The 18,716-nt window shown below is 69.8% G+C and carries 18 protein-coding genes; 10 read left to right on the top strand and 8 right to left on the bottom strand.

Annotation, left to right across the window (positions count from 1 at the left end):
• Positions 1-76: 76 nt before the first annotated feature.
• From AC1DCT_RS08960 to AC1DCT_RS08950, 3 genes are all read left to right on the top strand, one after another.
• Entirely contained in the window at positions 77-337 is a 261-nt protein-coding gene (locus AC1DCT_RS08960) for a DUF7218 family protein (protein WP_440734275.1), read from the top strand.
• 240 nt (positions 338-577) lie between these two features.
• Complete coding sequence (locus AC1DCT_RS08955) at positions 578-1,339, top strand: SDR family NAD(P)-dependent oxidoreductase (RefSeq protein WP_477428655.1); 762 nt, start codon at positions 578-580, stop codon at positions 1,337-1,339.
• Between the two features lie 118 nt (positions 1,340-1,457).
• Positions 1,458-2,300 carry an SDR family oxidoreductase gene (locus AC1DCT_RS08950; protein WP_477428653.1) on the top strand — a complete coding sequence of 281 codons (843 nt, stop codon included), beginning with the start codon at positions 1,458-1,460 and terminating at the stop codon, positions 2,298-2,300.
• A 107-nt stretch (positions 2,301-2,407) separates the two neighbouring features.
• On the opposite strand, the gene AC1DCT_RS08945 is transcribed toward AC1DCT_RS08950, so the two are convergent.
• Positions 2,408-2,998, bottom strand: a complete 591-nt coding sequence (locus tag AC1DCT_RS08945; RefSeq protein ID WP_441978072.1) for an ankyrin repeat domain-containing protein — start codon at positions 2,996-2,998, stop codon at positions 2,408-2,410.
• A gap of 343 nt (positions 2,999-3,341) precedes the next feature.
• On the opposite strand from AC1DCT_RS08945, the gene AC1DCT_RS08940 reads away from it, so the two are divergent.
• On the top strand, positions 3,342-4,058 hold the full coding sequence (locus AC1DCT_RS08940; protein ID WP_477428651.1) for a hypothetical protein: 717 nt from the start codon (positions 3,342-3,344) through the stop codon (positions 4,056-4,058).
• A 232-nt stretch (positions 4,059-4,290) separates the two neighbouring features.
• Complete coding sequence (locus tag AC1DCT_RS08935; RefSeq protein ID WP_477428649.1) at positions 4,291-5,679, top strand: NAD(P)/FAD-dependent oxidoreductase; 1,389 nt, start codon at positions 4,291-4,293, stop codon at positions 5,677-5,679.
• A gap of 34 nt (positions 5,680-5,713) precedes the next feature.
• Here the strand turns inward: AC1DCT_RS08935 and AC1DCT_RS08930 are convergent, their stop codons facing one another.
• Complete coding sequence (locus AC1DCT_RS08930; protein WP_477428647.1) at positions 5,714-6,286, bottom strand: ribosomal protein L7/L12; 573 nt, start codon at positions 6,284-6,286, stop codon at positions 5,714-5,716.
• 74 nt (positions 6,287-6,360) lie between these two features.
• On the opposite strand from AC1DCT_RS08930, the gene rlmN reads away from it, so the two are divergent.
• Complete coding sequence (gene rlmN, locus AC1DCT_RS08925) at positions 6,361-7,614, top strand: dual-specificity RNA methyltransferase RlmN (protein ID WP_441978076.1); 1,254 nt, start codon at positions 6,361-6,363, stop codon at positions 7,612-7,614.
• 106 nt (positions 7,615-7,720) lie between these two features.
• Here the strand turns inward: rlmN and AC1DCT_RS08920 are convergent, their stop codons facing one another.
• Together AC1DCT_RS08920 and AC1DCT_RS08915 are read right to left on the bottom strand one after the other, a co-directional pair.
• Complete coding sequence (locus AC1DCT_RS08920) at positions 7,721-8,197, bottom strand: SixA phosphatase family protein (protein WP_477428646.1); 477 nt, start codon at positions 8,195-8,197, stop codon at positions 7,721-7,723.
• 101 nt (positions 8,198-8,298) lie between these two features.
• Entirely contained in the window at positions 8,299-9,210 is a 912-nt protein-coding gene (locus AC1DCT_RS08915) for a LysR family transcriptional regulator (protein WP_477230278.1), read from the bottom strand.
• A 62-nt stretch (positions 9,211-9,272) separates the two neighbouring features.
• Between AC1DCT_RS08915 and AC1DCT_RS08910 the strand changes: the two genes are divergently transcribed.
• Together AC1DCT_RS08910 and AC1DCT_RS08905 are read left to right on the top strand one after the other, a co-directional pair.
• Positions 9,273-10,046 (top strand): 3-hydroxybutyrate dehydrogenase, encoded by a 774-nt coding sequence (locus AC1DCT_RS08910; protein ID WP_441978079.1) that lies wholly within the window; start codon positions 9,273-9,275, stop codon positions 10,044-10,046.
• Between the two features lie 115 nt (positions 10,047-10,161).
• Positions 10,162-12,090, top strand: coding sequence for a DUF4407 domain-containing protein (locus tag AC1DCT_RS08905; protein ID WP_477428644.1), 1,929 nt, complete (start codon positions 10,162-10,164; stop codon positions 12,088-12,090).
• Positions 12,091-12,144: 54 nt separating this feature from the next.
• Here AC1DCT_RS08905 and AC1DCT_RS08900 read toward each other — a convergent pair whose 3' ends face one another.
• From AC1DCT_RS08900 to AC1DCT_RS08885, 4 genes are all read right to left on the bottom strand, one after another.
• On the bottom strand, positions 12,145-13,038 hold the full coding sequence (locus AC1DCT_RS08900) for a carbohydrate ABC transporter permease (RefSeq protein WP_440734263.1): 894 nt from the start codon (positions 13,036-13,038) through the stop codon (positions 12,145-12,147).
• Positions 13,035-14,015 carry a carbohydrate ABC transporter permease gene (locus AC1DCT_RS08895; RefSeq protein WP_441976934.1) on the bottom strand — a complete coding sequence of 327 codons (981 nt, stop codon included), beginning with the start codon at positions 14,013-14,015 and terminating at the stop codon, positions 13,035-13,037. Before AC1DCT_RS08895 ends, AC1DCT_RS08900 begins: the two co-directional genes overlap by 4 nt.
• A 4-nt stretch (positions 14,016-14,019) precedes the next feature.
• Positions 14,020-15,333: an ABC transporter substrate-binding protein gene (locus AC1DCT_RS08890; RefSeq protein ID WP_477428643.1), complete on the bottom strand. Its 1,314-nt coding sequence runs from the start codon at positions 15,331-15,333 to the stop codon at positions 14,020-14,022.
• Between the two features lie 76 nt (positions 15,334-15,409).
• Positions 15,410-16,627 (bottom strand): aminotransferase class V-fold PLP-dependent enzyme, encoded by a 1,218-nt coding sequence (locus AC1DCT_RS08885; protein ID WP_477428641.1) that lies wholly within the window; start codon positions 16,625-16,627, stop codon positions 15,410-15,412.
• A 169-nt stretch (positions 16,628-16,796) separates the two neighbouring features.
• On the opposite strand from AC1DCT_RS08885, the gene AC1DCT_RS08880 reads away from it, so the two are divergent.
• Positions 16,797-17,474, top strand: coding sequence for a FadR/GntR family transcriptional regulator (locus AC1DCT_RS08880; RefSeq protein ID WP_440734259.1), 678 nt, complete (start codon positions 16,797-16,799; stop codon positions 17,472-17,474).
• A gap of 80 nt (positions 17,475-17,554) precedes the next feature.
• Entirely contained in the window at positions 17,555-18,568 is a 1,014-nt protein-coding gene (locus AC1DCT_RS08875) for an aldo/keto reductase family protein (protein WP_440734258.1), read from the top strand.
• Positions 18,569-18,716 lie beyond the last annotated feature (148 nt).

Genomic DNA, 18,716 nt, shown 5'->3' with positions numbered 1-18,716 from the left:
CCCCGTGGTCCCGGCGTCGGGCCCGTTCGTAGCGTGGGCGCCACGACTGACCGCATCATGACCGAAGGAGGACGACATGCCCCGTCAACCCGAGCTCAAGGATCCGGAGCTCTACGAGAAGCTGCGCGACGAGGGGAACTCGAAGCAGAAGGCGGCCCGGATCTCGAACGCGGCTGCCAAGGAGGGACGCAGCGCCGTCGGCCGTCGCGGCGGCGAATCCGGCTCCTACGACGACTGGACTGTCGACGACCTGCGCCACCGCGCGAAGGAGCTCGGCCTGCACGGATACTCGGGCAAGAAGAAGCAGGAACTCATCCACATGCTGCGCGACCACTGACGACCGCATCGCCGGATCCTCGGAGTCCGGCCACGCGGTTCGCTGAGCTCGTGGGACCCCGTCATTCAGACGGGGTCCCACGCTGTGACGGTGCCGGCGCGAGCCGTAGGCTCGCTTCGACGACGATCCCGCCCGTCGGCGCCGCCGGATCCCGGATCCGCACGTGCGTGCATGACGTGCAGGGTGAGACTCAGACTCACGTAAGCTGGCACTCAGTTGCAGGTTCGAAGGAGAACACTCATGCAGATCGCAGGATCCGGAGCCCTTGTCACCGGCGGCGCCTCGGGGCTCGGCCTCGCCACCGCGCGCCGTCTCGCCGCGGCCGGTGCGACCGTCACGATCATCGACTTGCCGAGCTCGAAGGGTGCCGAGGTCGCGCAGGAGCTGGGCGGCGTCTTCGCCTCGGCCGACGTGACGAACCCCGACGAGGTCGCCGCGGCCGTCGCCGCTGCACAGGCCGCCGCGCCGCTGCGCATCGTGGTGAACTGCGCCGGCATCGCCCCGCCCGCCAAGGTGCTCGACCGCGACGGCAACCCCGCCGACCTCGCCGCATTCGAGCGGATCATCCGGATCAACCTGGTCGGCACCTTCAACGTCATCTCCCAGGCCTCGGCCGTCATCGCGAAGAACGACCCCGCCGCCGACGGCGACCGCGGAGTCATCGTGAACACGGCGAGCGTCGCCGCATTCGACGGGCAGATCGGACAGCCCGCGTACTCGGCGTCGAAGGGCGGCGTGCATGCGATGACCCTTCCGATCGCGCGCGAGCTCGCCCGCTACGGGATCCGCGTGTGCACGATCGCGCCCGGGATCATGGAGACCCCGATGCTCGCCGGCCTGCCGCAGGCCGCGCAGGACTCGCTCGGCGAACAGGTGCCGTACCCCGCCCGTCTCGGCCGCCCCGACGAGTACGCCTCGCTCGTGCAGCAGATCGTCGAGAACGGCTACCTGAACGGCGAGACGATCCGCCTCGACGGCGCCATCCGGATGGCGCCGAAGTAAGCGGATCCGGATCCCGACCGCGCTCAGGTCGCGATTTCGGCTCTTCCGGGAGGGTCTTTCGCGCAGATAGTGCGACCTGAATGACGACGTTCCATCGCCCCCACGAACCGAGGACCACATGACCGAGAACAAGCCCCTGGCCGGCAAGACCATCCTGATGTCCGGCGGCAGCCGCGGCATCGGCCTCGCGATCGCCCTGCGCGCGGCGGCCGACGGCGCCAACATCGCGCTGCTCGCGAAGACCGACACCCCGCACCCGAAGCTCGAGGGCACGATCCACACCGCGGCCGAGCAGATCCGTGCGGCGGGCGGCCGCGCCCTGCCCATCCTCGGCGACGTGCGCGACGACGAGAGCGTGATCGACGCGGTCATGAAGACGCAGGGCGAGTTCGGCGGCATCGACATCGTCGTCAACAACGCGAGCGTGATCGACCTGTCCGGATCCCTCGACCTCGCCGCGAAGAAGTACGACCTCATGCAGGACGTCAACGTGCGCGGCACGTTCATGCTGTCCCGCGCCGCTGTCCCCGTGCTGAAGGACGCCCCGAACCCGCACATCCTGTCGCTCTCGCCGCCCCTGAACATCACCCCGCGCTGGCTCGGTGCGCACACCGGCTACACGCTCGCGAAGTACGGCATGACGATGGCGACGCTCGGGCTCGCGGCCGAGTTCGCCAAGGACGGCATCGCCGCCAACACGCTCTGGCCGCGCACCACGATCGCCACGGCCGCGGTGCAGTTCGCACTCGGCGGCGACCGCATGATGAAGGTCAGCCGCACGCCCGAGGTCTACGCCGACGCCGCCTACGCGGTGCTCACCCAGTCGGCGCGCGGGTACACCGGGCAGACGCTCATCGTGGAGGACGTGCTCGAGGCCGCCGGGATCACCGACTTCTCGGGATACGCGGCCGTGCCCGGCACGCCCGACGACCAGCTGTTCCCGGACATCTTCCTGGACTGATCCGGAGCGGATCCGGGTCCGATTTCCCGGGGCCCCGGCTGGGCCCGGTCCCGGCCGGGCCCGGATCCCTGAGCCTGTTGAAGGGCTCGGATCCGGCGGGGTCGCGCTCAGGCCTTGTCGATCGCGGCCACGATGTCGCGATAGCCCCGCGTCACCGCGAGGTCGCGGGGCAGCACGCCGTCTCCATCGCGGATGGTGACGTCGGCGCCGCCCGCGATGAGGGTGCGCACGATGTCGACGTAGGTCTTCGAGCCGTCGCCGAGCACGATCGCCTCATGCAGCGCGGTCCAGTGCAAGTTGTTGATGTGGTTCGGATCCACGCCCGCGGCGAGCAGGATCTTCACGGTGCTGAGGTGGCCGCGCTCGGACGCGGGGATCAGGGCCGTGCCGCCGTAGCGGTTGGTGCTGCGCAGGTCGGCGCCGTGCGCGAGCGTCGCCTGGAGGATCTCGTTCTGGCCGCGCGCCCCCGCGTAGAGGTAGGCCGAGTCGACGATGTCGTCCTTGGCGTTCACGTCGGCGCCGGCGTCGATGAGCGCGAGGGCCGCGTCGATCCGGTTGCCCTTCGTGGCGGCGATCAATGCGGTCATGCCGCCGGATCCACGGGCCTCGAGGTCGGCGCCCTCGGTGATCGCGGCGCGCACGCCGTCGGCGTCTCCAGAGGTCGCGGCCTCGAACAGGAGGGAGTTCAGAGCGGTCATCTCGGCCTCGGTTCTCGGTGCAGGGGAGGAGGGGGCGCCGGCGGTGGACGGCGGGGTCGTGGTGACGGTCGGGACGCCGGCCGCATCCGTCGCGCTCGCTGTGCAACCAGCCAGCATTGCCGCCACCCCGAGCCCGGCGAGTGCGCCGACGACGCGCGTGCGGCGTGGGGCTGCGCTCCATGAGCGAGCAGTGTCGGGAGGGCGAAGGGCCGAGGGCATAGAAATGGTATACCACGCGAGAGGGGGTGCCTCCTGAGACCTCCCTGCATGGAGCGGTGACCACGCGCCATCGCACGCGAAGAACGCTGAGCGGATGAGAGCCGCGTTGTGGTGGGATCGTGGCATGAGCACCATCGATCCTGACGCCGCGCGGCGAGAGCGACCCCTGCGACGGACCACCGCAGCGAGCCTTCTCATGCCGGGACTGTTCCTGTTGGGCGCCGGCGGCGTCCTGGCATGGGGACTGACGCGGGGCGCGGCCACCGGCTTCTCCGATGACGCGGCGGATCAGGACGTTCCCGCGATCATCGCGGCGATCTGCTCGTCCTTCGTGCTCCTGATCGCGCTCGGAGCGTGGAGCATTGCGGCTTCGCGCAATCCGCGCCTCCCCGGCTGGCTGGCCGGGATCGGCGTCGCGGTGCTCGGCGCGACCGCGGGCCACGCCGTCGTCGCGCTGCCACCGAGGTGGCTGCAAGAGCCGGTCTTCGACCTCGTCGCCGTCAGTCTCGCCGCCACCGCCGGCGTGCTGCTGGTGCTGGCGACGATGGCACGCGCGGGCAGGGCGCGTCGACTCGATGCGGCGGAGGAACTGATGCGCACCACGTCGCCCGTCACCGGCTCGGTGACGAATCAGGGTTACACGGACTTCGATGAGGCGAGCCAGGTCATCACCGCGGTGACCTACACCTTCCGCGATGGATCCGGTGTGCAGCGCTGGGTCACGAAACCCTCGACCATCCATGTGCGCGATCCGCTGGTGAAGGGCGAGGAGGTCGACGTCTGGTTCGACCGTCAGGACCCGTCGGACCAGAACAAGATCGTGATCCGTCGGCGGGCCTGAGAACACCGGCCGCACCCGTCCGGCTCGCCGTGCAACCGGTCAGCAGTGGCCCAGCCGCGCCGAGGCTGGCGCACGACACGTGCGCTGCAGCGACGAGGCGCGGCGCGCAGGCGCGAGCCGACCGGCACGCGCGGCAGAAGTGTGGTTCGATGCATTCCGACAGCCCGCGCGAACCCGACGCGCACGGATCCGCGACGGTGCGCTTCCCCGGGCTGATGGGAGAAGGAGCAGCATGGCCGCCGTGGCCCCGCCGATCAACGGCAATGTCTCGCACTGGTGGCAGCAGCTCGGCGCCCCGGCGCATCGGCCCGAACTGCCCGGCGACCTCAGCGTCGACGTCGCCATCGTCGGCGCCGGATACACGGGGCTGTGGACGGCCTACTACCTGAAGAGAGCGCAGCCCGCGCTGCGGATCGCGGTCATCGAGCAGCGACATGCGGGCTACGGTGCGTCCGGCCGAAACGGAGGTTGGCTCACCAACTCGGTGACCGGCGGGCGCGAGCAGTACGTGCGCACGCACGGACGCGACGCCGCCACGCGCTTCCAGCGGGCGATGAACGACACCGTCGACGAGGTGATCACGGTCGCCGCGGCCGAGGGCATCGACGCCGACATCAAGAAGGGCGGCGAGTTCGGCGTCGCGTACACAGCCGCACAGGAGGGGCGCCTCAGGGCCTTCGCCGCCGCCGAGCAGACCTGGGCGCACACCGACCTCGCCCTGCTCGAGGCGGCCGAGGCGACCGCCAAGATCAATGTGCGCGGTACCAGGGCTGCGGTCTGGCATCCGCATGCGGCACGGATCCAGCCCGCCAAGCTTGTGGCGGGGCTGGCTGCGGCGGTCGAACGACTCGGCGTCGAGATCTACGAGCGCACCACGGTCGCCGAGATCGCCCCGCACCGACTGCGCACCGATCACGGCACGGTCTCCGCCGAATACATCGTGCGCGCGACCGAGGGGTTCACCGCGAACCTGAAGGGACTGCACCGGCTGTGGCTGCCGATGAACTCGTCGCTCATCGCCACGGAACCGCTGTCGCGGGAGGTGTGGGACGAACTGCACTGGAGCGAGGGCGAGGTGCTGGGCGATCTCGCCCACGTCTACATGTACGCGCAGCGCACGGCGGACGACCGGATCGCGATTGGCGGGCGCGGCGTGCCCTACAAGTATGGCTCGAGGACCGACACCGACGGTCGCACCCCGATGTCGACTGTGCGCACGCTCACCGAGATCCTGCGCCGGTTCTTCCCGGCGACGGCCGGGGCCGGGATCGATCACGTGTGGTCGGGTGTGCTCGGCGTGCCGCGCGACTGGTCGGCGACGGTCGGGCTCGACCCGAGCACCGGGATCGCCTGGGGCGGCGGCTATGTCGGCACGGGTGTGACCTCGACGAACCTCGCGGGGCGCACGATCACCGATCTCATCCTCGGGAACGAGACCGAGATCACCGGTCTGCCCTGGGTGAACCACCGGGTACGGCGCTGGGAGCCCGAACCGCTGCGCTGGATCGCGACGAAGGGCCTCTACGCGGCGTACGGCATGGCCGATCGGGCCGAGCTTGCCGGGCGTGGAACCACCTCGCCCGTCGCGCACCTCGCAGACGTGATCACCGGGCGGCACTGACCCGCGTCCTGCCTCGAGGGGCGGCGCTCCCTGGTCAGCGCCAGGACTCGACGGCGTCCTTCGAGTCCTTGAGGCCGAGCCCGGTCGCCTCGCGAAGCAGCTTGATCGCGGCGATCTTCTGATCTGCGGTGATGAGACCGCCGACCTCCGCCCGTACCTCGGGGGAGAGGTGAGCGACGGCGTCGGCGACGGACAGCTCGCCGGCATAGGACGGCGCTCCAGCGGGACGTGGGGCGGAATGTGCGAGGGAGACAGGCGTCGCGTCTCTCGTGCCAGGAGTCGAGGGCACCCAGGCGTCGATCTGATCCTTCGCCTCGCGCAGCGAGAGGCCGGAGTGCTCGCGCAGCACCTTGATCGCCGAGATCTTCTGCTCGGCGGCGACCAGCCCGTCGATCTCGGCGATGACGTCAGGGGTCAGCGGATCCGATGTCGCCGGGCGCGGTCCGCGGGACGTCGGGACCGCGGCCGGTGCGGCGGATGACGGCGCGGCGAAGGCCGTGCCGAGCGGCTCCGGGGCCTTCGGCCGGATCGCCCGCAGCGTCACGGCGATGGCGAGGAACAGGATGACGATCGCGACGGCGAGGAGGATCCAGATCCAGAGGTCCATTCCGTCAGCGTACGGGCGGATCCGCCGGACCGCGCCCAGCGCCTTCGCACCTTGCAGGCCCTACCCTTGAAGTCATGTCCGAGACTCCTGCGTCCGCCCGCCCCGGCGCGCCCGCGAAGCGTGCCGCCCAGGTGCGCCCCGCCACCGAAGGCTGGACGCAGAAGAAGGACGCCGAGGGGCGCCCGCTGCTGCAGTTCGCCAGCCCGAAGCGGGGCAAGCCGCCCGTGCACCTCGCCGACCTCACGCCCACCGAGCGCGTGGAGAAGGTCAAGGAGCTGGGCCTGCCCGGATTCCGCGCGAAGCAGCTCGCCACGCATTACTTCACGCACTACACCTCGGACCCGGCGCACATGACGGATCTGCCCTCAGGCCAGCGCGACGAGCTCGTGGCCGGGATGCTGCCGCCGCTGCTCACCGAGGTGCGGCGGCTCGAGACCGACCGCGGCGACACCATCAAGTTCCTGTGGCGTCTGCACGACGGTGCGCTCGTCGAGTCGGTGCTCATGCGCTACCCGGGCCGCATCACGCTGTGCGTGTCTTCGCAGGCGGGCTGCGGAATGAACTGCCCGTTCTGCGCCACCGGCCAGGCCGGGCTCACGCGCAACATGTCGACGGCCGAGATCGTCGAGCAGATCGTGCGCGCCAACCGGCTCATCGCCGAGGGTGGCCTCGGCGGCAAGAAGGCCGACGACCACTCCATGGAGCGCGTCTCGAACATCGTGTTCATGGGGATGGGTGAGCCGCTCGCCAACTACAAGCGCGTGATGGATGCGGTGCGCGTCATGGTCGCCCCGCAGCCGGAGGGGCTCGGCATGAGCGCGCGCGGCATCACGGTGTCGACGGTCGGGCTGGTTCCCGCGATCAAGAAGCTCGCCGACGAGCACATCCCGGTCACGTTCGCGCTCTCGCTGCACGCGCCGGACGACAAGCTGCGCGACGAGCTGATCCCGGTCAACTCGCGGTGGAAGGTCGATGAGGCGCTCGACGCCGCGTACGACTATTACGCGAAGACCGGTCGCCGCGTGTCGATCGAGTACGCGCTGATCAAGGACATGAACGATCACGCCTGGCGCGCCGACCTGCTCGCGGAGAAGCTCAACGCCCGCGGGCGCGGCTGGGTGCACGTCAACCCGATCCCGCTGAACCCGACCCCCGGATCCATCTGGACCGCGTCGGAGAAGGATGTGCAGGACGAGTTCGTCCGCCGCCTCAACGACGCCGGCATCCCGACGACCCTCCGCGACACCCGCGGCAAGGAGATCGACGGGGCCTGCGGCCAGCTCGTCGCCACGACCGAGGACGAGGCCGCCGCCGCCGCGATGGCCTGACGTCGCGCGATCTTCGCCTTCTTCCGAGTCGTCCCCCTCAGCACGGTCTATAGGTCCTGCTGAGGGGGACGACTCGGAAAATGGGTGCGTTGCGCAACGGGCCCGGTCAGTCGCGCGGGGTGCGCAGCCGGAGCAGTCGTCCGGATCCCTCGATCAGCTCCGCCCAGGATCCGACCTCGATGGCGCACTCGGCGACGGCGCAGGTCGGGAACTCCACGAAGGATCCGGTGAGCTCGGCCACCGCGTCCGCCATGCCCGGGTTGTGCCCCACCAGCATCGCCACATCGACGTCGTCGGCAAGGGCGGCCGCGACCCCCAGGATCGCACGGGCCGAAGCCGCGTAGAGGGCTGGATCCTCGGACACGGAGAGCCCGAACGTCGCCGCGTACGCGTCGGCGGTGCTGCGCGCGCGGGTCGCCGTGCTCGACACGATCCGTTGCACGCCGACGCCCTCGTCGACGAGCCGCTGCGCCATCGCCGGAGCATCGCGGTGCCCGCGGGCGTTCAATGGCCGGTCATGATCGCGCAGGCCCGCCACGTCCCAGTCGGACTTCGCGTGGCGCGCCAGCAGCAGGGTCTTCATGATCACCAGCGTGCCACCGCGGAGGCGGCGGCGCACGCTCGCCGGCTGGATCCGGGGCTCGCCCTGCGGCTCGCCCTGCGGCTCGCCCGCAGGCGTCGCAGCTACCGCTCGCCGAGGAGCTGCGGACGCACCTCGGCGAGGCGTGCCTGCAGCATCTCCAGGAATGCCGCGATCGCGGGCTGGTTCAACGCCTCCGGACGGGCGATGAGCCAGTAGGGGAGACGTTCGTCGATCTCCTCGGGCAGCACGCGCACCAGATCCTCGTGCTGATCGGCGAGGAACGCCGGCAGCAGGCCGAATCCGGCACCACCACGGGTGGCGTCGACGTGCACGTACACGTTCGTGCTCGCGACGGCGTCGAGCATGCCCGGCACCGCCCGTCGCGCGTCGTCGAGGGAGTCGACGTGCAGCATCGACTCGATGAAGTAGACGAGCGGCTGTCCGGCGAGCTCATCCGGATCCCTCGGTTCCGGATGCTCGCGCAGCCAGTCGCGGCTCGCGTACAAGCCGAGCGCGTAGTCGGCCAGGTGGATCGCGCGCGCCCGCCGCACCTGCGGGCGACCGACCACGACCTCCAGGTCGGCGCCGGTGCGCTGGTGCGAGGCCTGACGGGTGCCGGTGATGAGCTCCAGCTGCACGTCGGGGTGCGCCCGCCGCAGCGCGGCCATGGCGGGAGCGGCCACGAACCCGCTGAAACCGTCCGTCGCGGAGAGGCGGATCAGGCCGCCGATCCGTGTGCCGTCTCCGCCGTCCAGCCGGCCGAGAGCCCGCTCCACGCCCTCGGCCGCGGCCAGGGCGCGCGATCCGAGCGGAGTCAGCTCCCACCCGGCTCCCTCGCGCGAGAGCACGCGTCCGCCCAGCTGCGCCTCGAGCGCGGCGATGCGGCGCGCGACCGTGGTGTGGTTCAGCCCGAGCTGCTGGCCGGCGGCGGTGAACCGGCCGCTGCGCGCCACGGCGAGCAGCACCAGGAGGTCGTCCGCGCTGAGCGGCGGTGCGGGGAAGTGCGCGTCCATCTGTGCAGTTTTGCATAGCCGGGTCACTTCCGCCGTGCGCGACAGTGAACTACCGTGCAAGCATGGCAGCGCAGCGATCCCCAGGCCCCGACACCGACCTCCGGGGGCGCACCGCCCTCGTCACCGGCGCGGGGAGCGGCATCGGTGCGGCGTGCGCCCGGGCGCTCGCACGCGACGGCGCGCACGTGCTCGTGCTCGACCGCGACGCCGAGGCGGCCGCCGCAGTGGCCGCCGAGATCGCCGGCGAGGCTCTTGGGATCGACCTCGGCGACCTCGATGCGCTCGCGGAGCGCAGCTTCGACGCGGACATCCTCGTGAACAACGCCGGGCTGCAGACCGTCGCGCCCATCGTCGACTTCGACCCGCTGATGTTCCGCCGGATGCTCGACATCATGGTCACCGCGCCGTTCCTGCTCATCCGGGCGGTGCTCCCGGGCATGTACGCCCGCGGGTGGGGGCGGATCGTCAACATCGGCTCCGTGCACGGGCTGCGGGCGAGCGAGTACAAGTCGGCCTACGTGACCGCCAAGCACGCGCTGGAGGGGCTCTCCAAGGTGACCGCGCTCGAGGGTGGCCCGCACGGTGTCACGAGCAACTGCATCAACCCCGGGTATGTGAACACGCCCCTCGTGCAGAAGCAGATAGCGGATCAGGCCCGCACGCACGGCATCCCCGAGGCCGACGTGATCGAGAAGGTCATGCTCGTCGAGTCGGCGATCAAGCGCCTGCTCGAGCCCGACGAGGTCGCGGATCTGGCTCGATGGCTGTGCGGTCCGATGGCGGGCTCGGTCACCGGCGCCTCGTACACGATGGACGGCGGCTGGAGCGCGCGGTGACGGTGACGGCTCGGTGTGCGGGGGGAGTCCTCCATAGCCGGCGCCAACGCTCTGCCCGGCGTGCGTACAGGCTTCGCCCATCGGTTGCCCAGGCGGGTTTTCGTACGGTTGAGGGATGTCCTATTCCGCCCACCGCCCTGGCCGCATGGATTCCCAGGGCCGGATCGCCTTCGACGTCGACGGACAGACCGACCCCTCGAACCCTTCCGACCCGACCGCGGAGGACCCGTTCATCTTCGTGCGGGACTACACGCCGACCGGATCCGATCCCGCCGCGGAGGCCGTGACCGCCCCGATCGAGCCCGTCGTGACCCCGCGCGCTGCCGAGCCGGAGCCGCTCCCCGAGCCCGCGCCGCGGATCGAGGACCTGTTCCCCACGGCCGCCGCGCCGGCTGCGGAGCCGGCGCCGGCGGCCGTCGTCGAGCCCGCCCCCGTCGTCGCCGCGCCCGCACCGGTCGCCTCCAGGCCTCCGAAGCCGCCGCGCGAGCCCCGTCCGCAGGGCTGGTTCTGGCGTCGCCTCGCGATCCTCGGCGGCGCCGACGGCACGATCCTCGACCGCGTGCCCAGCGAGCAGCCGCGCTTCGTGCAGATGTTCTTCGTGCTGGCGGGCACCGCGCTGGTCTCCGCGCTGTCGATGCTGTTCGCCCTCACCACGGGCGTGCAGGTGCTGGTCTGGCTGGCGGTGCCGCTCGCAATCGTCTGGGCACTGCTGATCTTCAATCTCGACCGCTTCCTCACCTCGACCATGCGCTCCACGCGCAACTTCTGGCGCCTGCTCGGGCTCGCGATCCCGCGTGTGCTGATGGCCGCGATCATCGGGTTCGTCGTCGCCGAGCCGATCGTGCTGCAGGCGTTCCACAACGACATCGCCCGCGAGGTCACCGCGACCAACCTGGTGCAGGCGCAGTCCGACCAGAAGGCCGTGACCAGCGGTCCCGAGAAGAAGGCGCTCGACGCCGCCTCGACCCGCCTCGCCGACCTGCAGAACCAGGCCTCGACCGGCATCGTGAAGGGCACCTCCAGCGACTCCGCCTCGCAGAAGGCCGCCCAGGACACCGTCACCAAGATCACCGGCCAGATGACCGACCAGCAGAAGGTCATCGACCAGGCCCGTGCGCTGTACCAGTGCGAGCTGACCGGGCAGGGCGCCGGAACGGTGCCCGGCTGCACCGGCGTGCAGGGCGACGGCGCGAGTTCGGACGCGGCGAAGTCGCAGCTCGATCAGGCCCAGCAGACCTACGACGCGCTCGCCGCGCAGCTGCGCCAGGCCAACACCGACCTGGAGTCGGCGGACAGCTCGTCGAAGTCGGCGACCTCGGCCTCCGAGACGCAGAACCGTCAGCAGGCGAAGGATCAGATCCCCGCCGCCGAGCAGGCGTACAAGACCGCACTCGACGCGTACAACGCACGGGCGGCATCCGTGGCCGGCACGAACGCCGGTGCGGTGGGCCTGCTCAGCCAGATCTCGGCGCTGGACCGGCTCTCCGCGAAGGAGCCCGTGCTGGGCTTCGCGCACTGGCTGATCGCCGCCCTGTTCTTCATGATCGAGCTGCTGCCGGTCATCGTGAAGGTGCTGACCAGCTGGGGCGACCCGTCGCTCTACGAGAAGGCCGAGGCGATCGCGAAGCAGGTCGAGCTCGACCGCGTCACGTCGAGGGGCTACCGCGATCGCGCCGCCATCATCGCGGAGGAGGCGCAGCATCGCGCCTTCGCCGACGCGCACGAGGCCGAGACGACCAACCCGGCCGACTCGGGTCGGACGTCCGCGAGCGAGACGGAGCCGGCACCCGCCGCGCCCACTTTCGCGGGTGCGACCGCGCCCGCGGTCGCTGTGACCGCTTTCGCGGGTGAGCCCGCGCCCACGGTCGCCGTCGAGACGACTCCGCCCGCACACCCCGCGCCGACCCCGCCCGTTCCGTCCGGTGCGCCCTCGTGGCCGGTGCCCGCACACCCGGGCATCGGATCCGCTCATCCCGCTCCGGCTTCCGCGCACCCGGCTCCGGCTTCCGCTCACCCCGCCTCGCCCGAGACGGCCAGAGTCTGAGCAGGCGCGAAAGGGCCCCCTCCGGTCGAATCGGAGGGGGCCCTTTCGCATCTGCTACTCCTTGACGGATCCTGCGGTGAGTCCCGCCACGATCCAGCGGCTGGCGACGGCGAAGAGCACCATCGTCGGCAGGATCGTGAGCACCGCGGCCGCCGACATCGAGCCCCAGTCCACGTTGAACGTCGAGATGAAGCTGTTCAGCGCGGCTGGGATCGTGCGGTTCTCCTCGGACTGCATGAGCACCACCGACAGGAACAACTCGTTCCAGCAGTTCACGAAGTTGAAGATGAACGCGGCGATGATGCCGGGCGTCATGACCGGCACCAGGATCCGGAACAGCGCGCCGAGCCGTGAGCAGCCGTCGATCATCGCGGACTCCTCGAGCGCATCCGGCACGTTCTCGAAGAAGCCGCGCAGCATCACCGTGGAGAACGGGATGCACACGGCGATGTAGACCAGGATCAGCCCGGGCTTGCTGTCCACCAGTCCCAGATCGGTCATCATCGTGTAGAGCGGGCCGAGCGCGATGAACGCGGGGATCATCTGGGTCAGCAGGAACGCGATGAGCACCGCGCCCTTGCCGCGGAACTCGAACCGCGAGATCACGTACGAGCTGAGCAGCGCGATGAGCGTCGATGTCGCTCCCGCGATGAGCGCGACGACCGCCGAGTTCGCGAGGAATACTCCGAAGTTGGCGTCCGAGAACAACTTCGCGTAGTTCTGCACCGAGGGCTCGGAGGGCCAGTACTCGATCGGGAACCGGTTCACGGTCTGCGGCGATTTGAACGACGTCAGCACGATCCAGTAGAGCGGGAACAGCGTGATCAGCAGCCAGAGGGCGAGCCCCACCACCTTGACGACGCCGCCCGCGGTGATCCGGGAGCGGGAGGAGCGCACGGGGCGCGAGGAGCCCGCGCGGCCGGTCGTGAGGGTCATGGTCGCGGTCATCGGCTGGCCTTCCGCATCGCGAAGAGATAGAACGCGCAGAACACGAAGAGCACCGCGACGACGATGAGACCGAGCGCGCTCGCCGTGCCGTAGTTGCCCTGCTGCGTGAAGTTGATCATCCAGGTCGTGATGATGTGGGTCCGGTTCGCCGGTCCTCCGCCCGTCATCGCCCAGATGATGTCGGGGAAGTTGAAGATCCAGATCACGCGCAGCAGCACCGTGAGGAACAGTGTCGTGGAGATGTACGGGATCACGATGGAGAAGAGCTGACGGACCTTGCCCGCGCCGTCCAGGCTCGCCGCCTCGAGCACCTCGTCCGGCACGGACTGGAGGGCGGCGAGGATCATGATCGCGAAGAAGGTCACGCCGTACCAGATGTTGGCGACGATCACCGCGAACATCGCGAGCTTCGGATCCGCGAGCCAGGGCAGGGGCGCCGAGATGACGTGCGCCTTCATGAGCAGGTCGTTGATCACGCCGAACTCGGCGTTGAACATCCAGCGGAACAGCATCCCGATGAGGAATCCGGAGACGGCCCATGGGAAGAAGACGAGCGCCTGGTAGACGCCGCGGAAGCGGAACCGCTGGCGCAGCGCCAGCGCGATGAGGAAGCCGATCACGAACTGCGGGACGAGGGATCCGACCACCCACAGCACCGTGTTGCCCGCGACGGTCGGGAAGACCGGATCCGAGAGCACCTTGACGAAGTTGTCGAAGCCGACGAACGGCGTCGAGGTGAGATCCCAGAGGTTGTAGTCGAGGAACGCCATACGCGCGCCCTGCAGCATCGGCAGGTAGGTGAACCAGCACACGAAGACGGTCGCGGGGGCGAGGAACGCGAGGATCGTGAACGCGTGGCGGGCGCGGAACGTGGTGCGGCGGCGCCCGGCGCCGGAAGAGGCAGGACGCGATCGATCGGACCGGGCCGCCCGGCCGGACGAACCGGCCGGGCGCTCGGTGGCGGAGGTCGAGGTCACGACATCAGCCCTTCTTGTACTTGGACGTCCAGTACTGGTCCCACGAGGCGAGCAGCTCCTTGGTGCTCATGTTGCCGAGCAGCACGCTCTGCACGTCCTGGTCGGACTTCTGGATCCACTCCGTCCACCACGAGACCCCGCGGGGCTGCTGCACGTTGACGTAGGTGTCGGGGTGCTCGGTCATGGTGACGTAGCTCGTCCACGGGCCGGTCGAGTAGAACGGGTCCTTGGCGGCAGCCGCGATGATCGGGACGAGGCTGTTCTTCTGCGCGAAGGTGGTGGCAGGCTTCGCCGAGGACAGGTACTCGACGAGCTTGACGGCCGCGTCCTTGTGCGCGCTCGACTGCGCGATGCCCCAGCCGGCGACGGCCAGCGGCTGCGCCGCCTTGCCGCTCGGGCCGGTCAGCAGCGGCGCGGTGTTCCACTGGTCCTGCTTCAGGCTCGACGCCGAGACCGTGGCGATGACCTCCGGATCCTGCAGCAGGAACGCCGTGGTGCCGTTGGTGAAACCGGCCACCATCTCCGGGTAGCCCCACGACACGGCTGACGGCGGAGAGGCCTTCTTGAACAGCGCGAAGTAGTCGTCGACCCCCTTCTGCGCGTCAGGCGAGGAGAAGATCGTCTTGCCGTCCTTGAGCAGGAACGCGTTCGAGGTGTCCAGATCGTCGATCGTGTACGCCTCGATCGCCGCGACCACGTTCGAGTTGGCGTTCTTGCCCCCGCGGAATGCGTAGCCGTACTGGTTCTTCTCCGGATCCTGGAGCTTCGAGGCCTGCTCGAGCAGATCCTTCCAGGACTTCGGCGGCCCGTCGAAGCCCGCGGACTTCACGAGATCGGTGCGGTAGAACAGCGAGAGGCCGTAGAAGCCATAGGGGACGAACCAGGTCTTGCCGTCGGAGACGCCGGCCTTCTTGGCGTTGTCGGTGAGCGCGCTCCAGCCGTCCCAGCTCTTCAGATCCTTGGTCATGTCGTACAGCCAGTGGTTGTTGGCGAACGGCCCGACCGTGATGTCGCGGGTCTCCAGCACGTCGATGCCCTTGCCGGACTGCAGCATCTGCTGGATGGTCGTGTCGGCCTGCTCGGTCGGCGGTGAGACCAGCTTGACCGTGATGTTCGGATTGGCCTTCTGGAAGTCGTCGAGCAGGCCGCGGATGAGCTTGGTGCGGTCGGGATTGGTCAGGCTCTCCACCATCTGGAGGGTGACCTTGCCGTCGGCGGATCCGCTTCCGCTCGTCGCTCCGCCGGAGCAGGCGCTGAGCGCGAGGAGGGCGACGATGCCCACCCCGGCGATCGAGGCGAGTCGGGTGCGCTTCACCATGGGGCTTCCTTTCGTTGGGTGTTGCAGGGGACGGTGCAGGGGAGGGGACGGTCGGCCAGCGTCCGGGCGGAGCCGGTCAGCGTCGGGCGAGTTCGAGGATCCGCGGCACGCAGCGCTCGGCGAACGCCTCGAAGTCGGCGGGCTCGTTGTAGAGGTGGGCAGAGAGGCGGAAGTAGCCGGCGCCGGCGAAGCTCGTGAAGGCGGTCTCCACACCGACCTCGTCGAACAGGCGCATGCGCAGGTCGTCGGCCTCCTCGCGGGTCCGGCCGATGCCGAGAGGCAGCCGGATCAGACGCATCGAGGGCACCGGCATCGGAAGCTCCACCAGGGCCGGCTCGTCGGCGGCGTGCTCGAACGCGTCCGCGATGATCCGCGCACCCGCATCGGCGATCTCGGAGATGGTGCGGCGCGTGCGCTCCCAGCCGTGCTCGCGCTCGATGAAGGCGATCGCGGCGGGGGTCGCGAGGTAGGTCGTGGCGTCGATCGTGCCCTGCGTGTCGAAGCGCACGGGGTACGCGTCCGTCGCGGCCCAGGAGTCGATGAGCGGCCAGAGCTCGTCCCGGTCGGGCGCCCGGGTGACGAGCAAGGCCGATCCGCGGGGTGCGCAGGGCCACTTGTGCATGTTGCCGAACCACCAGTCGCCGCCGCCCGCGACCGCCGCGTCGGGGATCAGGCCGGGGGCGTGGGCGCCGTCGACGAGGACGCGCACGCCGCGCTCGTGTGCGAGGGCGGTGATCTCGGCCGTGGGGAAGCGACGGGCGGTGGAGGAGGTGATCTGGTCGACCACGATGAGGCGGGTGCGCGGCCCGATCTCCTCGGCGAAGCGGGCGACGACGGTCTCCGCATCGTCCAGCAGGCCCAGCGCGACCGTGCGCAGGCGGGCGCCGAACCGGCGGGCCAGCCGTGCCGCGCCCATGGTGACCGCGCCGTAGCCGTGGTCCGTGACGAGGATCTCATCGTCCCGATCCAGCTGCAGCGCGTTGTACACGACCGTGGCAGCAGCCGACGCGTTCGGTACGAAGGCGGTGTCGGCGGGGTCGGCGCCCACGAACGGGGCGACCTCGCTGCGCGCGGCCTCGACTTTCTCCGCGATCCGGGGGAACCAGCCGATCGGGCTGAGGTCTGCCTCGCGGCGCAGGGAGTCCTGAAGGTCGACGACCTCGGTCGGCACGGCGCCGAAGGATCCGTGGTTCAGGTGCACGATCGCCGGGTCGAGGGGCCACGCGTCGCGTGCGCGCTCGAAAGTGGCCAGGCGCACGGGGAAGGTGCGGACGGTCGTGTCGGCGTCGGGCATGGTGCGCGTGGATCCTTACGGGTGGGAGTGCAGGCTAACTTGTCGCACAACTTTGGCATGAATCTCGAGGAAATGCCACTGTTACGATCTCATTTCCTCATAGTCGTAGAACAACTATCCCTCGAACGTGCGAAACGGCACACTCAAGGGAACGGATCGAAGGAGAAGCATGAGCGCTCGTGAGACCGCCTTGCACGGATTGCGGGCGCTCATCGCCGACGGGGAACTGAAGCCGGGGGACAAGCTGCCGAGCGAGGGTGAGCTCGGCGAGCAGCTCGGCGTCTCGCGTGGATCGGTGCGCGAGGCGATCCGCACGCTGTCGGCGCTCGGTGTGCTGGAGACCAGGCACGGGTCGGGCAGTTATGTGAGCAGCCTGCGCCCCGCCGACCTCATCCGCGGACTGTCCCTGACGGTGGACGTTCTGCCTCTGGACGCGATCCTGGAACTCGTCGAGATACGCCGTCCGCTGGAGGCGCACGCGGCGTCGATCGCGGCGGCTCGCGGCGACGACGGCATGCTGGCCGGGCTGACGGAACTCGTCGAGCGGATCGCCGACTGCCCCGATCACGACGAGGCCTCGCGGCTCGATCACGAGTTCCACATGCGCATCGCCGAGCTTGCGGGGAACGCCGCGCTCACGAGTCTGTTGGAGGTGCTGCGTTCGCGCACGCGCCAGTATCGGATCTTCGACGACGAGGACGCGGCGCAGTTGAAGATCCTCTCGGACGCCGGGCACCGTGCGATCGTCCGCGGGCTGATCGCACGCGATCCGGCGGCGGCGTCGGCGGCGGCAGCAGGGCACGTCGCGCAGACCGAGTACTGGCTGCGCAAGCAGATGTCCGAGTGACGCGTCGCGGGGCCGCCCGCGTGTGACATCCCGAGGCGGATCCGGCCCGAGCTGTGTCCGGTCACGCCTACGCTGGAGCCATGGTCAACTACCGATACCTGGGCAACAGCGGTCTGAAGGTCTCCGAGATCACCTACGGCAACTGGGTCACCCATGCCTCGCAGGTCGAGGACGACGCCGCGGTCAAGACGGTGCACGCCGCGCTCGATGCCGGCATCACGACGTTCGACACTGCCGACACCTACGCGAACACGGCGGCGGAGCTCGTGCTGGGCAAGGCCCTCGAGGGCCAGCGCCGCGAGAGCCTGGAGATCTTCACCAAGGTCTACTTCCCGACCGGCCCCAAGGGCCCGAACGACACCGGCCTCAGCCGCAAGCACATCCTCGAGTCGATCAACGGATCGCTGAAGCGGCTCGGCACCGACTACGTCGACCTGTACCAGGCGCACCGCTTCGACTACGAGACGCCACTGGAGGAGACGTTCCAGGCGTTCGCCGATGTCGTCCGCCAGGGCAAGGCGCTGTACATCGGCGTGTCCGAGTGGACCGCGGAGCAGCTCCGCGCGGGCCACGCGCTGGCGAAGCAGCTGGGCGTGCAGCTCATCTCGAACCAGCCGCAGTACTCGATGCTGCACCGGGTGATCGAAGGCAAGGTCGTGCCGGCGTCGGAGGAGCTCGGGATCTCGCAGATCGTCTGGTCGCCGATGGCGCAGGGCGTACTGAGCGGCAAGTACCTGCCCGGGCAGCCGGTGCCGGAGGGGTCGCGCGCGACGGATCCGCACTCGGGCGCGCACTTCATCCAGCGCCTCCTGCAGGACGACATCCTCACCGCTGTGCAGCGGCTCAAGCCGATCGCGGCGCAGGCGGGCCTCACGATGCCGCAGCTCGCGATCGCCTGGGTGCTGCAGAACAAGAACGTGGCGGCCGCCCTCGTCGGCGCGTCCCGCCCGGAGCAGCTCGCGGACACGGTCAAGGCGTCCGGCGTGGTGCTCGACGCCGACACCCTCGCCGCGATCGACGAGGCGCTCGCGGGCGTCGTGAACGACGATCCGGAGGACACCTACGAGGTGTCGCCGAAGGAGCGCCTGGTCTGACGGCCGGCCCGCAAGACGGCCCGAGCCTGTGCGGCCGGGCCGTCTTGCGTGGCTCCGTCGCCCGTCACCGGAGTCTCGCCCGACGCGTGCGTGCGTAATTCAGGCTGGATTTGCAATCGGCGCCTATGTGCACGTCAACACGGGCCTC

Source organism: Microbacterium sp. 10L49, from assembly GCF_056395125.1.
This window is presented reverse-complemented; position numbering and strand designations above follow the sequence as displayed.